The 13,466-nt window shown below is 71.5% G+C and carries 15 protein-coding genes and 1 riboswitch; of the genes, 6 read left to right on the top strand and 9 right to left on the bottom strand.

The window, feature by feature from the left end; translation table 11 throughout:
• Positions 1–139 precede the first annotated feature (139 nt).
• Positions 140–931 carry an SDR family NAD(P)-dependent oxidoreductase gene (locus tag ACWDR3_RS17245; protein ID WP_450353322.1) on the bottom strand — a complete coding sequence of 264 codons (792 nt, stop codon included), beginning with the start codon at positions 929–931 and terminating at the stop codon, positions 140–142.
• A 49-nt stretch (positions 932–980) separates the two neighbouring features.
• On the opposite strand from ACWDR3_RS17245, the gene ACWDR3_RS17240 reads away from it, so the two are divergent.
• The gene (locus tag ACWDR3_RS17240) at positions 981–1,517 is read left to right on the top strand and encodes a hypothetical protein (RefSeq protein ID WP_450353321.1); all 537 of its coding nucleotides are present in this window, start codon (positions 981–983) and stop codon (positions 1,515–1,517) included.
• A gap of 2 nt (positions 1,518–1,519) precedes the next feature.
• Here the strand turns inward: ACWDR3_RS17240 and ACWDR3_RS17235 are convergent, their stop codons facing one another.
• The 4 genes from ACWDR3_RS17235 to ACWDR3_RS17220 form a co-directional block, all read right to left on the bottom strand.
• Complete coding sequence (locus ACWDR3_RS17235) at positions 1,520–2,452, bottom strand: SDR family oxidoreductase (protein ID WP_450353320.1); 933 nt, start codon at positions 2,450–2,452, stop codon at positions 1,520–1,522.
• 125 nt (positions 2,453–2,577) lie between these two features.
• Positions 2,578–2,952, bottom strand: coding sequence for a DUF4180 domain-containing protein (locus ACWDR3_RS17230; RefSeq protein WP_450353319.1), 375 nt, complete (start codon positions 2,950–2,952; stop codon positions 2,578–2,580).
• 27 nt (positions 2,953–2,979) lie between these two features.
• Complete coding sequence (locus ACWDR3_RS17225) at positions 2,980–3,609, bottom strand: MBL fold metallo-hydrolase (protein WP_450353318.1); 630 nt, start codon at positions 3,607–3,609, stop codon at positions 2,980–2,982.
• Positions 3,609–4,694: an S-(hydroxymethyl)mycothiol dehydrogenase gene (locus tag ACWDR3_RS17220; protein WP_450353317.1), complete on the bottom strand. Its 1,086-nt coding sequence runs from the start codon at positions 4,692–4,694 to the stop codon at positions 3,609–3,611. The genes ACWDR3_RS17225 and ACWDR3_RS17220 overlap by 1 nt, the downstream gene beginning before the upstream one ends.
• A gap of 226 nt (positions 4,695–4,920) precedes the next feature.
• On the opposite strand from ACWDR3_RS17220, the gene ACWDR3_RS17215 reads away from it, so the two are divergent.
• Positions 4,921–6,267: an FAD-binding protein gene (locus ACWDR3_RS17215; RefSeq protein ID WP_450353316.1), complete on the top strand. Its 1,347-nt coding sequence runs from the start codon at positions 4,921–4,923 to the stop codon at positions 6,265–6,267.
• An 80-nt stretch (positions 6,268–6,347) separates the two neighbouring features.
• Positions 6,348–8,102, top strand: coding sequence for an ABC transporter ATP-binding protein (locus ACWDR3_RS17210; protein ID WP_450353315.1), 1,755 nt, complete (start codon positions 6,348–6,350; stop codon positions 8,100–8,102).
• Between the two features lie 17 nt (positions 8,103–8,119).
• On the opposite strand, the gene ACWDR3_RS17205 is transcribed toward ACWDR3_RS17210, so the two are convergent.
• Both ACWDR3_RS17205 and ACWDR3_RS17200 read right to left on the bottom strand, forming a co-directional pair.
• On the bottom strand, positions 8,120–9,580 hold the full coding sequence (locus ACWDR3_RS17205) for an aldehyde dehydrogenase family protein (protein WP_450353314.1): 1,461 nt from the start codon (positions 9,578–9,580) through the stop codon (positions 8,120–8,122).
• 134 nt (positions 9,581–9,714) lie between these two features.
• Positions 9,715–10,008 (bottom strand): hypothetical protein, encoded by a 294-nt coding sequence (locus ACWDR3_RS17200; protein ID WP_123996178.1) that lies wholly within the window; start codon positions 10,006–10,008, stop codon positions 9,715–9,717.
• 172 nt (positions 10,009–10,180) lie between these two features.
• Between ACWDR3_RS17200 and ACWDR3_RS17195 the strand changes: the two genes are divergently transcribed.
• Complete coding sequence (locus ACWDR3_RS17195; RefSeq protein WP_450353313.1) at positions 10,181–10,546, top strand: nuclear transport factor 2 family protein; 366 nt, start codon at positions 10,181–10,183, stop codon at positions 10,544–10,546.
• 204 nt (positions 10,547–10,750) lie between these two features.
• Positions 10,751–10,834, top strand: a riboswitch (ZMP/ZTP riboswitch).
• A 22-nt stretch (positions 10,835–10,856) separates the two neighbouring features.
• Positions 10,857–11,705, top strand: a complete 849-nt coding sequence (locus ACWDR3_RS17190) for a bifunctional 5,10-methylenetetrahydrofolate dehydrogenase/5,10-methenyltetrahydrofolate cyclohydrolase (protein WP_450353312.1) — start codon at positions 10,857–10,859, stop codon at positions 11,703–11,705.
• Here the strand turns inward: ACWDR3_RS17190 and ACWDR3_RS17185 are convergent, their stop codons facing one another.
• Positions 11,706–12,683 carry a CU044_5270 family protein gene (locus ACWDR3_RS17185; protein ID WP_450353311.1) on the bottom strand — a complete coding sequence of 326 codons (978 nt, stop codon included), beginning with the start codon at positions 12,681–12,683 and terminating at the stop codon, positions 11,706–11,708.
• Entirely contained in the window at positions 12,676–13,242 is a 567-nt protein-coding gene (locus ACWDR3_RS17180; protein ID WP_450353310.1) for an RNA polymerase sigma factor, read from the bottom strand. The genes ACWDR3_RS17185 and ACWDR3_RS17180 overlap by 8 nt, the downstream gene beginning before the upstream one ends.
• Between ACWDR3_RS17180 and ACWDR3_RS17175 the strand changes: the two genes are divergently transcribed.
• On the top strand, positions 13,241–13,466 hold a 226-nt coding region (locus ACWDR3_RS17175; RefSeq protein WP_450353309.1), incomplete at its 3' end, for a hypothetical protein. The genes ACWDR3_RS17180 and ACWDR3_RS17175 overlap by 2 nt on opposite strands.

Genomic DNA, 13,466 nt, shown 5'->3' with positions numbered 1-13,466 from the left:
CGGTCCTGCGACCACTTCTCACGGTCCTGCGACCGAGTACGTTCCTGCGATCTCATCCACCTAGACCGGTGCCCCGTCCGGTTCGTTGTACGGCAGGGCACGCTGCGACGAAACGGTGACAATCGTCCGTCGCCCCATGTCACGGCCGGGGTCGGAGCCTCTCCGTGAACCCCGGGCTCACTGCTGTGATGCCGCCGTCGACCACGAGCGAGGTGCCGGTGATCCAGGACGCGTCGCGGGAGGCGAGGAAGGCGACGGCGGCGGCGATGTCGTCGGGCTCGCCGATCCGGCCCAGCGGGTAGAGGGGGCGGATCTCCGCCAGCTCGTCCTCCCGTCCCTCCCACGCCGAGGTTCGGATCGTCCCCGGCACGACCAGGTTGACGCGCACCCCTCGCGGCGCCGCGTGCCCGGCGAGGGTGCGGGTCAGCGAGCCGAGGCCCGCCTTGCCCGCGCTGTAGCCCTGGTTGCCGAAGTCCACGAGGCCGTTCACCGAGCCGATGGAGACGATGGCGCCGCGCCCGGAGGCGGCCAGGTGCGGGAGAGCGGCGCGGCAGCAGCGGTAGGTGCCGGTCAGGGTGATGTCGAGGTCGAGGTCCCACGCGTCGTCCGTTCCGTCCTCCAGAAACGGCGGGTCGGGCGTGCAGTGGGCCGCGCAGTTGACCAGGACGTCCAGCGCACCGACGGCCTCGACGGCGTGCGCGACGGCCGCCTCCACCGACGCGCGGTCGGCCACGTCGCACGCCAACGCCTCGACGCCGAACCCCTGTTCGCGCAGCACGTCCGCGGTCTTCGCCACCTCGGGCCCGTCGACGTCGGTCATCAGGACCCGCGCCCCCTCCCCCGCCAGCCGCCGGGAGATGGCGGCGCCGATGCCTCGGGCCGCGCCGGTGACCAGGACTCCGTACCCCTCGAAGCGCTTCGTGTCAGCCATGGGCCGAACCTACTCCCGGAACGATCAACTCGGCAGATACCGTGCGCGCATGTCAGCGTTCATGCAGCAACTGCCCGCGCTCATAGGTGTGGTGATCGGCGCGCTCGGTTCGTATCTGGCCGTCGTCCGGGGTGATCAGGCGCGGTACCGCCGGGAGCGGGAGGCCCGTTGGGAGGAGCGGCGGCTGGCCGTGTACAGCGACTACGCGCGCGTGCTGAAGAAGACGGTCACGCTCACCTATCGAGTGGCCTCGCACCTCGGCAACGATCCGCATCCGCATCCCTTGTCTCCCGAGGAGGCGGCCCCGCTGATCGCCGAGGCCGGGCTCGCCCGGGATCCGGCCGGGGAGACGCTGCTCCTGCTGGGCAGCCCGGAGGTGGTGGAGAAGGCCCGGGCGTGGGTCGCCACGGTGCTGGCGATGGAGCGGTTCCTGCGCGAGGGCACGCGGGATCCCGAGGCGTGGCAGGCACTGCTGGAGCGGCAGCGGGCCGGACGGCAGGGCTACTACGCCGCCGTACGCGAGGAGTTGGACCTGGGGCCGGGTCACTCGGCGCGCTGGCCGCTGCCGCAGGTGCCGGCCTCCTGAGCTCAGCGGTAGCCGGTCACGTCCGCCGGTTTGCCCGTGTCCTGCACCTCGACGAGGTAGCGCCAGGCGTCCGGGCGGCTGCCGTCCAGGTCGGTGAAGCCGTACTCCTGGGCGAGGCCGCCGCTGGAGAAGGACCGGCCGTTGCGCCGGGCCACCTCGGGGTCGGTGGCCAGGGCGGTGACGGCGCGGCCGACGTAGCGCGGGGTCTCGGAGATCGCGAAGTGCGGGGTGGTTTCGAGGGCGTCGCGCCAGTTCTCCTCGGCGACGCCGTAGTGGCCGAGCATGATCTCCGAGCGCAGCCAGCCCGGTGTGAGGGCGACGGCGGTGGCGCCGCGCGGGCCGAGTTCGTGGCCGAGGGCGAAGGCCATCCGCAGCACGGACGTCTTGGCGAGGTCGTAGAAGAAGGAGACGCGGTAGGTGTCACGGTTGTAGTCCGCGGTGCCGTCGGTGACCTCGACGACCAGTCCCCCGGGGTTGCGCAGGAGCAGGGGCAGGGCGTGGTGGCTGGTGATCGCGTGCGTCTCGACCGCGAGCCGCAGCAGTTTGAGCCCCTTGTCGAGGTCGTGCTCCCAGACGGGGGCGTCCCATGCGAAGAGGTTCTCGGCGCCCCAGATGTCGTTGACCAGGACGTCGAGCCGGCCCTGCTCGTCCGCGATGCGGTCCACGAGGGTGCGGACCTGGGCCGAGTCGAGATGGTCGGTGGGTACGGCGATGCCGTGGCCGCCGGCTTCGGTGACGAGGTCGGCGGTGTCCTCGATGGTCTCCGGGCGGTCGTACTCGGAGCGGTGCTCGCGGGTGCTGCGGCCGGTGACGTAGACGGTGGCGCCGGCCGCGCCGAGTTCCACGGCGATCCCGCGCCCTGCGCCTCGCGTGGCTCCGGCTACCAGCGCGATCTTGCCCTTGAGCGGCGCCTTGTCCTTCGTCTGCGCGGACATGTCCGACCTCCCGTTTCCCGATGCGTGTGTGCCTCTGCGTCGAGGATCTCGGGAAAGCCGGACATCTTCTGTCGCCTATGCGCGCGCGTTCGCCTGATCGCGCGGGTTCACATCATTGCGGGCGTTCACCCGGCCGGACGCAACCTCGCGTCGAGCGCGTCCTCGTCGGCGAGGAACCACACCTGGCCGCCCTGGTTGGTCTCGTGCACGAAGTCACGCAGGGCGGTGCTCTCGGAGACGTGCCGGGACACGTCTCCGACGATCACCAGGCGCTGCCGGTAGGTCACGAACTTCTGCGTGACCGCGCCCGCCACCCCGGACCGCAGCCGGAAGAACTCGTCCGCGACCCGCTCGACGGGCACCGCCACGAGTTCGGCCTCCTGGCCCATCGCGTCGCCGATCAGGTCGAGCGCGGACTGTTCACCGTCGAGCGGCGGGCCTTCGGCGGCGACGCGCAGGACGCGTACTCCGTGCAGGGTGACGAGCGTGTTGGTGGTCATGTCAGGTGATCGTAATGGCCCACCGGGTCAGTGCCCGCGCGCGATCCACTCCTCCAGGTGCGAGGCCTCGGCGCCGATGGTGGTGCCGTCGCCATGGCCGGTGAGGACCTTGGTGTCGGGCGGCAGGGTGAGCAGGCGGTCACGGATGGAGTCGATGATCGTCGGAAAGTGCGAGTAGGAGCGGCCGGTCGCGCCGGGGCCGCCCTGGAAGAGGGTGTCGCCGGTGAAGACGGTGGCCAGCGCGGGGTCGTAGAGGCAGACCGCGCCCGGTGCGTGTCCCGGGGTGTGGAGCACCCGCAGGTCGGCGCCGGCGGCCTCGATGACCTGGCCGTCCACAAGGTGCGCGTCGGGGTCCCGGTCGGGGTGGGTCTGCTTCCACAGCGGCAGATCGTCGGGGTGCAGCCAGATGGGGGCGCCGGTGCGGTCGGCCAGGGCGGGCGCCGCGTCGATGTGGTCGTTGTGGGCGTGGGTGCACACGATGGCCACGAGCCGCCGGTCGCCGACGGCTTCGAGGATGGCGTCGGCGTCGTGCGCGGCGTCGATGACGATCGCCTCGTGGTCGTCGCCGACGATCCACACGTTGTTGTCGACGTCCCAGGTGCCGCCGTCGAGGGTGAACTGCCCTGAGGTGACGAGGTGTTCGATGCGCGCGGTCATCACAGCACCACCACCGAACGCAGGACGTCGCCCTGGTGCATCCGCTCGAAGGCCTTCTCCACGTCGGTCAGTTCGATCGTCTCGGTCACGAACGCACCCAGATCCAGGCGGCCTTGGAGATGGAGATCGATGAGCAGGGGGAAGTCGCGGGAGGGCAGACAGTCCCCGTACCAGGAGGACTTCAGCGCGCCGCCGCGTCCGAAGACGTCCAGCAGCGGCAGTTCGAGCTTCATCTCCGGGGTGGGCACGCCGACCAGCACCACGGTCCCGGCGAGGTCACGGGCGTAGAACGCCTGCTTGTACGTCTCCGGGCGGCCGACCGCCTCGATGACGACGTCGGCGCCGAAGCCGCCGGTCAGCTCGCGGATCGCCTCGATCGGGTCCGTCTCCTTGGAGTTGACCGTGTGGGTGGCGCCCATGGTGCGGGCGGTCTCCAGTTTGCGGTCGTCGATGTCCACGGCGATGATCCGCGCGGCCCCGGCCAGGTTCGACCCGGCGATCGCCGCGTCGCCCACGCCACCGCAGCCGATGACCGCGACCGTGTCCCCACGGCCGACGTTCCCGGTGTTGATCGCGGCGCCGATGCCGGCCATCACTCCGCAGCCGAGCAGTCCGGCCACCTGCGGGGCGACGGACGGGTCGACCTTGGTGCACTGCCCCGCCGCGACGAGCGTCTTGTCGGCGAAGGCGCCGATGCCCAGGGCCGGGGAGAGTTCGGTGCCGTCGGTGAGCGTCATCTTCTGCTTGGCGTTGTGCGTGTTGAAGCAGTACCAGGGGCGGCCGCGCAGACAGGCCCGGCAGTTCCCGCACACGGCACGCCAGTTGAGGATCACGAAGTCGCCGGGCGCGACATCGGTGACGCCCTCGCCGACGGACTCCACGATGCCGGAGGCCTCGTGGCCGAGCAGGAACGGGAAGTCGTCGTTGATACCGCCCTGCTTGTAGTGCAGGTCGGTGTGACAGACCCCGCAGGCCTGGATCTGTACGACCGCTTCACCCGGACCCGGATCGGGCACGACGATCGTCTCCACCCGTACCGGCTCGTCCTTGCCCGGTGCGATCACGCCACGTACTTCCTGCGCCATGGTGAGGACCCCTTTCGTCGACCGACAACCGTGCTTTCGACCCTACGTGCAACTGATCAGGAGCGGCACGGTAAGGAACGGCCTCCTTGGCCCGGCTTTTCATGACCCCGGCAAGAATTCGCTATGAATCGTCCCTGCTCGCACCGGGTCTGCGTAGGTTGACGAGCGCAATTCCAGCACGGCTCTCCCCTCGGGGGCCGAACAGCCAGTCCCGCAGGAGCGCGGCATGAACAGCACGCCCGGAATCATTCCCGCGACGCCCGCCGAGGACGAGGCCCTGCGCCGCGTCTCCGCCGACTTCGGCCATATCGTGGGCTCCCGTCCCCGTGGCGTCCTCGCGGCCCGGTCCGCCGGCGCCGTCCGCGAACTCGTCGCCTTCGCCGGACCGCGCGGCCTCGCGGTGTCCGCGCGCGGCGCCGGCCAGTCCCTGTACGGCGAGAGCCAGGCCGACGACGGCTACGTGGTCGACATGACGGCGCTCGACGAGGTGCGTTGCATGCCCGCCGAGCGGACGCTGGCCGCCGGCGCGGGCGCCCTGTGGCGGGATGTCGTACGTGCCACGCTCGCCGAGGGTCTCGCGCCGCCGGTGCTCCCTGACCACCTGGGCAGCAGCGTCGGCGGGGTGCTGAGCACCGGCGGTCTCGGCGGCTCCAGCCACCGCTTCGGCCTGGTCGCCGACTGGGTGCGGGAGCTGGAGGTCGTCACCGGTACCGGCGAGTGCGTGGTGTGCTCGCCCGAGGTCGAACCGGAGCTGTTCCACGCCGTGCTCGCGGGGCTCGGCCAGTGCGCGCTGATCGTCCGGGCCACGCTCCGGCTGGTGCCCGCGCCGCCCCAGGTGCGCCGCTACCGTCTCCACCACCCCACCCCCGGCACGTTCTTCGCCGACCAGCGACGGCTGGCCCGGGACGCCCGCTTCAGCCAGGTCGTGGGCGAGGCCCGGCCCGCGCCCGACGGCGGCTGGCGGTACATGATCGAGGCGGTGGCCCCGCACGACGGCCAACTCCCCCTCGACGACGGGCTGTTCGTCGGCGACCTGGACCACGAGCAGGACACGGCGGAGATGGAGGACCTCCCTTACGCGGAGTACCTGTACCGCCTCGACCGCGACGAACGGCTGCTGCGCGCCACCGGCGAGTGGCAGCACCCGCACCCGTGGCTCACGTTGCTGCTCCCTGAGGAGGCCGCGGTCTCCTTCGTCCCGTCCGTGCTCGCGGAGAGCGCGCAGGACGGGCTGCGCGGCGGCGGAACCGTCCAACTCCGCCCCCTCACCGGCAGCGCCCTGCACACTCCGCTGCTGCGCCGGCCGCCTGGCGAACTCCTCTGCCTGCTCTCGCTGATGCGCACGGCACCGCCCGAACGCCCTGACGTGGTGGGCGAGTTGCTCACCGCGAACCGAGCCGTCTACGAGCGGGCCAGGGCCGTCGGCGGAGTCCTGTACCCGGTCGGCGCGCTGCCGATGACGCCGGAGGGCTGGCGGGCCCACTACGGCCCGGTCTGGGAGGACTTGGTCCGCGCCAAGGCCCTGCACGACACGAACCGCATCCTGACCAGGGGGTACGGCATGTGGCCGTGACGGCCAACCACCGGGCGGGGCAACGGCCGAGGTGTCCGCCGACGTAGCCTGAATGCTCACCCGCCTGTCGAAGGAGCGCAGTGAGCATCGCAGAGACACGGCCCGACCCGCCCGCCTGGCGGCTGCTCCTCGCCTATGTCCGGCCGCACCGGTGGACGCTGCTCGCGGGCGCCCTGCTCTCGCTGCTCACCGGCGCCACCGGACTGCTGCTCCCGCTGGTGGCCAAGGGGTTGATCGACGACCTCTCGCACGACCGCACCATCACCGGTGCCCTGCTTGCCATGTCGGCGCTCGTGGTGGCCAACGCCGCGCTGGGCGCACTGGGTTCGTACGTACTGCGGCGCACCGCCGAGTCGGTGGTGCTCGGCGCGCGGCGCGCCCTGTCGTCGTATCTGCTGCGGCTGCGGATCACGGCCGTCGACCGCAGCGAGCCGGGCGACCTGATGGCCCGCATAACCTCCGACACCACCCTGCTGCGCGAGGTCACCACCGACTCGCTGGTGGGCCTGGGCACGGGCGGGCTGACGCTGGTGGCGACCATCGTGATGATGGGCCTGGTCGATCCGGTGCTGCTCGGGGTCACCCTGGCCGTGGTCGTCTGCGCGGGGACGGTCCTTGGCGTGATCGTCCCGCGCATCAACCGGGCGAGCCGACAGGCGCAGGACGCGGTCGGCGTGATGGGTGCCTCGTTGGAGCGGATCCTGGGCGCGCTGCGCACGATCAAGGCGTCCGGCGCCGAGGACCGCGAGGAGCGCACCCTGCACGAGGCCGCCGAGGAGTCGTGGCGGCAGAGCGTGCGGGCCGCCAAGTGGACGGCGGCGGCGGGCAATACGGCGGGACTGGCGATGCAGATCGCCTTCATCACGGTGCTCGCGGTGGGCGGGGCGCGGGTCGCGACGGGGGCCATCGACGTCGGCACCCTGGTCGCGTTCCTGCTCTACGTCTTCTATCTGATGCAGCCGATCCAGCAGGTGGTCGGCGCGGTCACCCAGTACCAGACTGGTGCCGCGGCCCTCGCCCGCATCCAGGAGGCACTGAGCCTGCCCGCCGAACCGGCGGCCGAGCCCGCCCCGTTGCCCACCACCGACGCCGAACCGGCCGCGCTCGCCTTCACCGACGTCCGCTTCCGGTACGCCGACGACCTGCCCTACGTCCACCACGGAGTGACGTTCGCCGTCCCCGCCCAGGGCATGACGGCGTTCGTCGGCCCGTCCGGCGCGGGCAAGACGACGGTGTTCTCCCTCATCGAGCGGTTCTACGACCCCGAGTCGGGCACGATCACCCTCGACGGACTCCCCCTCGACGACTGGGAGTTGCCCAGACTGCGCTCCGCGATCGGGTACGTCGAGCAGGACGCGCCGGTGCTGTCCGGCTCGCTGCGGGACAACCTGCTGCTGGGCAATCCGGAGGCGGACGGCGACGCGCTCACCAAGGTGCTGAAGACGACTCGCCTGGACGGCCTGATCGCCAAGCTGCCCATGGGAGTTGACACCCTGGTCGGCCACCGGGGCACCAAGCTCTCGGGCGGCGAACGGCAGCGCGTGGCCATCGCCCGCGCCCTGCTGCGCCGCCCCCGGCTCCTGCTGCTCGACGAGGCCACCTCGCAGCTGGACGCGGTGAACGAGGCCGCGTTGCGCGACACGGTCACCGATGTAGCCCGTACGACCACGGTGCTGGTCGTCGCGCACCGGCTGTCGACGGTGACGACGGCCGACCGGATCGTGGTGATGGACGCGGGCCGGGTACGGGCCGTGGGCACCCACCGCGAACTGGTGGCCGCCGACCCGCTGTACGCGGAGCTGGCGGCCACGCAGTTCCTGGCGACGGCGGGCTGATTCCTGGGCGTTGAGCCCTAGAAGGGGTAGTGCGCCTGCTGGGTGGCGATGGTCACCCAGCGGGTGTTGGAGAACGCCTCGATGCCCCAACGCCCGCCGAACCGCCCGTACCCGGAGGCCTTCGCGCCGCCGAAGGGGGCCTGCGGTTCGTCGGCCACCGACTGGTCGTTGATGTGCACGATGCCGGTACGGATCCGGCGTGCGACGGCCAGTCCGTGGGTGGCGTTCTCGGTGATGATTCCGCAGGTCAGTCCGTTGTCGGTGTCGTTGGCGGCGGCCACCGCGGTGGCGTCGTCGGCGAAGGTGTCGAGCACGCAGACCGGCCCGAACGCCTCCGCGTAGTACAGATCGGCGTCCTTGGGCACCTCGCTCAGTACGGTCGCCGGGTGCACGGCCTCCGCGGGCTCGCCCCCGCCGACGACGACCTTCGCGCCCTTGGCCACGGCGTCCCCGACGAGCCCGGCCACCCGCCGCGCCGCCGACGTACTCACCAACGGGCCCACCACGGTGTGCGGGTCCGACGGGTCACCGGCCTGCAGCGAGGCCACCTTCGCGGCGAACTTGGCGGTGAACTCCTCGGCCAGCGACTCGTGCACGAGGATCCGGTCGCCGGACATGCAGATCTGGCCCGCGTTCATGAACACGCTGAAGGTGACGGCGTCGACCGCGTAGTCCACGTCCGCGTCGGCGAGGACGAGCACGGCGTTCTTGCCGCCCAACTCCAGTACGGCGGGCTTGAGATGACGGGCCGCGTGCTCGCCGATGATGCGGCCGACGTTGGTGGAGCCGGTGAAGTTGACCGCCCGCACGCGCTCGTCGGCGATGAGCGCCTCGGCGATCTCGGCGGCGTCCTCGGGGGCGTTGGTGACCACGTTGAGCACGCCGTCGGGCAGCCCCGCCTCGCGCAGCACGTCGGCGACGAGGAATCCGCAGGCGAGCGGCGCGTCCTCGCTGGGCTTGACGACGACCGTGTTGCCGGCCGCGAGGGGCGCCGCGACGGCCCGTACGCCGAGGATCACCGGCGCGTTCCACGGCGCGAACGCGGCCACCACGCCGAGCGGTTCGCGCACGGCGAGCCCGAGCGCGCCCTGCTCCTGGGCGCTGAGCACCTCGCCGCGCGGTGCGGTGATCGCGGCGGCGGCCTCGCGCAGGATGTTCGCGGCCAGCGCCACGTTGAAGTACGCCCAGGGCCGGGTGCCGCCCGCCTCGTGGGCCATCAGCTCGGCGACCTGCTCACCGCGGGCGTCCAGCAGGTCGGCGGCCTTCAGGAAGATCGCCCGCCGGGCGAAGGGCGCCAGCGCCGCCCACTCCTCGAAGGCGGCGTGGGCCGCGTCCACGGCCCGCCGTACGTCCTCCGGGCTCGCGGCGGCCACGGTCGCGTACACCTCGCCGGTGTACGGATTCACATCCTCGGCGGTCCGGCCGGAGGCGGCGGGCACGTCCTTGCCGCCGATGAACAGGTCACGGGTGATGGGCATCGTACGCACCTTTGCGTTCGCCAGGTGAAATTGCATTCACATTCTGGTCGAAAGACTGCGATTCGACTCGGGCAATGTCAAGGGCCGCCCGGTGTTCCGGGCGGCCCTGACGGGGACGTACGACGTGCGTCCGACTACTCCATGCCCTCGAGCAGCCCGGTCACGGGGGCGGCGAGGTCGGTGACCTGGTGCAGCTGGTTGAGGTCGTTGAGCTTGTTCAGCTGCTGCAGCTGGCCGGACGGCCGCGGGATCGCCGACTTGTGCTGCTCCGGGATGTCGCTCACGGTGAGCGAGTCGAGCGTGGCGATCGGGTTGATTTTCCCGGCGTCCGGAGCGGCCGCCTCGGCCGCGCCCGCCATCGGCGCGGCGAGACCGGTGATACCGGCGGCGAGACCAACGGCGGCGACGATACGTCGTGTTGAGATCATGCTTTCAGCAACGCCGGTCGCCGCCCGACGGTCACGGTCGGCGCGCGTCCCTCACCCGTCAGGCCCAGCGCGCGGTTGCGCTTGCCGAGCGTGCCGGGGCGGAGGAGGCTCGGAGGTGAGGTCCTCCGCGGCCCGTACCCCTCCCGGGCCGCGGCCCTTCAGGGAGGTCACCATGGGCACGGCGGCACGCCCGGCGTTCGACACCGACACACTGCGCCGGGGCATCGAAGGACACACTCCGGAGACTCTTCTGTCTCTCTACGCGGAGGACGCGGAACTGCGCGTCGTGAACCGCAACAGTCAGCCCAGCAACCCCACGGTCCTGCACGGCCGCGACGCGATCGGCCGGATGCTCGGCGACGTCTACAGCCGCGACATGACGCACAAGCTGGAGAGGTGCGTGGTCCAGGGCGACAGCGCGGCCTACAGCGAGTCCTGCCGGTACCCGGACGGGATGCGCGTCCTGTCCGAGTCGATGATCACCTTGCGCGACGGCAGGATCTCCGAACAGATCATGATCGAGGCATGGGACGAGTAGGCGGGAGAACCGCACGGGTCCAGATCAGCTCCCGGCTGACCTGGACCTTCTCCGCACGGACCGCGCTGGGCAGGACGCGGCGTCGACGCCCGGCCGCCACGGCGGGCCGGCACGTCTCCGTCGTGGTTCTGCGGTCGGTACTGAGAGCGGCCCGGCCTCGCCACCTCCCCGCGACACCGCGCGCCGTCCGCAGACGTTAGGCTCGTGGCGGGCCGTGACTGGCGCTGAGGTGGAGCACCACCGGGGAGCGGCCTCGCGGAGCAACTGCCGTGCGCCTGGGCGATCTTGTCATCCAGCCCAGGAGTGGATCATGTCTCAGGCCCGTCTCATGGAGGGCACCTCCCTCGCCCGGCGCATCGTCGAGGACACCGCCAAGAAGGCCGCCGTCGTCACCGAGCGCACCGGCACCGCACCCTGTCTCGCGACGGTCCTGGTCGGCGAGGACCCCGCCTCCGTCACCTACGTACGGATGAAGCAGAACCGCAGCCGCAAGGCGGGCATCGAGTCCCGCCACGTGGCCCTGCCCGCCGCGACGACCACCGAGGAACTCGTCGCCACCCTGCGCGGCCTCTCGGACGACCCCGGGGTGCACGGCATCCTGTTGCAGCACCCGATGGGCGAACACATCGACGAGCGGGCCGCGTTCGAGGCGATCGCGCCTGAGAAGGACGTCGACGGCGTCACCTTCGCCTCGTTCGCGACGATGAGCTTCGGCCTGCCGGGCTTCGTGTCCTGCACACCCGGCGGCATCCTGCGGCTGCTCGACGAGTACGAGGTCGACCCGTCCGGCAAGCGGGCCGTGGTCGTCGGCCGCAGCGCGATCCTCGGCAAGCCGGTGGGCATGCTGCTGCTCGCCCGCGACGCGACGGTGACGTACTGCCACTCCCGGACGAAGGACCTCTCGGACGTGGTTCGTGAGGCGGACATCGTGGTCGCCGCCGTGGGTCGACCGAGGCTGATCCGCGGGGCGGACATCAAGCCCGGCGCCGTCGTCATCGACGCCGGCTACAACCCGGGCAACGTGGGTGACGTCGACTTCGACTCGGCCGTGGAGCGTGCCGGTCTCATCACTCCGGTGCCGGGCGGGGTCGGTCCGATGACGATCGCCACACTCCTGGAGCAGACCGTCGACGCCGCCGCCCGGCAACTGGGCGTGTGATCAGCGCATCCACGCGCTGTAGTCCGAGACCGCGCCCGCCTTCACGCCGTACTCGGGCATGGCTTCGGTGTAGACGGTCTCCAGGCCGAGGACGGCTCCGGTGGACGGGTCCATGATCAGCATGCGGCGGTAGCCGGACCCGTCGTACACGTAGGCCTGTCCGTGCCGGCCCAGGCGATCGGTCACCTGGCCGGCGGGGCGCAGTCCCTCGGCGTCGGCCAGCAACTCGGAGAGCGCCGCGGACTCGGCCGCGCCGAGCGTCCAGTTGTCGAGCAACACCCCGACCGCGTCGAGGAGTTGAGGGGTGGTCATGGTGCCGTGCGTGTACGTGGCCTCCGTCAGGTAGGCGCGCAGCTTCTCGGGGTCGTGCGGAGGTGGCGACTCGGGCGGGGCGTCGCTCCAACTGGGCGGATAGGTCTGGCGGTTGATGACGTGGCCGTCCTCGACGAGGTGCGGTTCGCCGTTCGCGTCGCTGAGGACGGGTCGGCCGGGATGGCGCGGGTCGGTCGCGACCACGAGTTCCGTGTGGCTGCCGTCCGCCTTCCAGCGCACGACGCGCTCCTGCGGGAGGGTGATCGGAGGCTTGTCGTCGCTCATGCCCAGGCTCCAGGACTGGGCGTGCGTGCCCTTGCGCAGCCGGGGCGAGTCGTCGGTCGCGATTGCCCGGGCCAGCTCGGCCAGTTGACGCAGGGACACGGGGGTGGAGTCGGCCTGGACGACCAGCGGGCGGGGGGCGGCGACCGCGGGCGCGGTGCTCGGGCCGCTGAGCAGCAAGGTCAGCGCGGTCGTGGCGACGACGGCGGCTGCCGCGAGGCTCCACAGGAGTCGGGTGCGGCGGCGCGCGGCGGGGCGTTCGTGCAGCAGTCGGTTGAGGCGGCGCTCGGCGTTGTGGTCGAGGGGGCCGTCGCCGTAGTGAGGGCCGTCGACCGGCATGGGGTTGGCGCGGCGCAGCAGGTCGAGGTCGAGGTCGTCAGCCATGGCCGTGTTCCTTGGTCAGGGTGGCGTCGGGACGGAGTGCGTCGGGGCGAGTTGCGTCGGGGCGGATGCGGTCGATCTCGGCTCTGAGCCGGCGCCGGGCCCGGTGCAGCCGCATCGCGGCGGCCCGGTTCCCGCAACCGAGGACGACGGCGACCTCGTCGATGCCCAGTTCCTCCCACGCCGTCAGGCGCAGCACCTCCCGGTCGGCCTCGGAGAGCCGGGACAGTGCCTCGTGCACCCAGGCGCCCGGGGCCTCGGTGTCGGGGCTGGCCACGACCTGACGGCCGTGCGCGGTCTCGTCGTTGCCCAGCCGGTCGACCAGCCGTCGCCTTCGTCCGTACCCGCGTACCGCGTTCGCCAGGCAGTTCCGTGCCACCCCGTACAGCCAGGGCAGCGGGGACCCGGGCAGGTCGGCCCGGCGGCGCCAGGCGACCGTGAACACCTCCGCCACCACTTCCTCCACCTCGCTGGTACGCCCGTCCAGTCGCCGCGCGACATAGCGGCTGACCGCCCAGTAGTGCTCGCGATAGGCAGCGGCGAAGAACTCGTCGTTGCTCATGTCCCGTACGTGTCCGGCACCGGCCGGAACGTCACACCCCGATTCCGTGATTCAGATCGCGTTCCCCGAGTGTGACCGGTGGGGCGGGAGCGGACACAGGCGGGTCGTGAAGAACATCCATGTCAAGAGCATCAAGTGGCTGACCACCACGGACCACAAGACCATCGGAACGCTGTATCTCGTCACGTCGTTCGCGTTCTTCCTGATCGGCGGCGTGATGGCGC

It is taken from the genome of Streptomyces sp. NPDC001002, assembly GCF_053599215.1.
This window is presented reverse-complemented; position numbering and strand designations above follow the sequence as displayed.

What these genes read in the sequence shown, in the direction of transcription:
- ACWDR3_RS17245 (WP_450353322.1), bottom strand. Translation starts at nt 931, where the DNA reads ATGGCTGACACGAAGCGCTTCGAGGGGTACGGAGTCCTGGTCACCGGC.
- ACWDR3_RS17240 (WP_450353321.1), top strand. Translation starts at nt 981, where the DNA reads ATGTCAGCGTTCATGCAGCAACTGCCCGCGCTCATAGGTGTGGTGATC.
- ACWDR3_RS17235 (WP_450353320.1), bottom strand. Translation starts at nt 2,452, where the DNA reads ATGTCCGCGCAGACGAAGGACAAGGCGCCGCTCAAGGGCAAGATCGCG.
- ACWDR3_RS17230 (WP_450353319.1), bottom strand. Translation starts at nt 2,952, where the DNA reads ATGACCACCAACACGCTCGTCACCCTGCACGGAGTACGCGTCCTGCGC.
- ACWDR3_RS17225 (WP_450353318.1), bottom strand. Translation starts at nt 3,609, where the DNA reads ATGACCGCGCGCATCGAACACCTCGTCACCTCAGGGCAGTTCACCCTC.
- ACWDR3_RS17220 (WP_450353317.1), bottom strand. Translation starts at nt 4,694, where the DNA reads ATGGCGCAGGAAGTACGTGGCGTGATCGCACCGGGCAAGGACGAGCCG.
- ACWDR3_RS17215 (WP_450353316.1), top strand. Translation starts at nt 4,921, where the DNA reads ATGAACAGCACGCCCGGAATCATTCCCGCGACGCCCGCCGAGGACGAG.
- ACWDR3_RS17205 (WP_450353314.1), bottom strand. Translation starts at nt 9,580, where the DNA reads ATGCCCATCACCCGTGACCTGTTCATCGGCGGCAAGGACGTGCCCGCC.
- ACWDR3_RS17200 (WP_123996178.1), bottom strand. Translation starts at nt 10,008, where the DNA reads ATGATCTCAACACGACGTATCGTCGCCGCCGTTGGTCTCGCCGCCGGT.
- ACWDR3_RS17195 (WP_450353313.1), top strand. Translation starts at nt 10,181, where the DNA reads ATGGGCACGGCGGCACGCCCGGCGTTCGACACCGACACACTGCGCCGG.
- ACWDR3_RS17190 (WP_450353312.1), top strand. Translation starts at nt 10,857, where the DNA reads ATGTCTCAGGCCCGTCTCATGGAGGGCACCTCCCTCGCCCGGCGCATC.
- ACWDR3_RS17185 (WP_450353311.1), bottom strand. Translation starts at nt 12,683, where the DNA reads ATGGCTGACGACCTCGACCTCGACCTGCTGCGCCGCGCCAACCCCATG.
- ACWDR3_RS17180 (WP_450353310.1), bottom strand. Translation starts at nt 13,242, where the DNA reads ATGAGCAACGACGAGTTCTTCGCCGCTGCCTATCGCGAGCACTACTGG.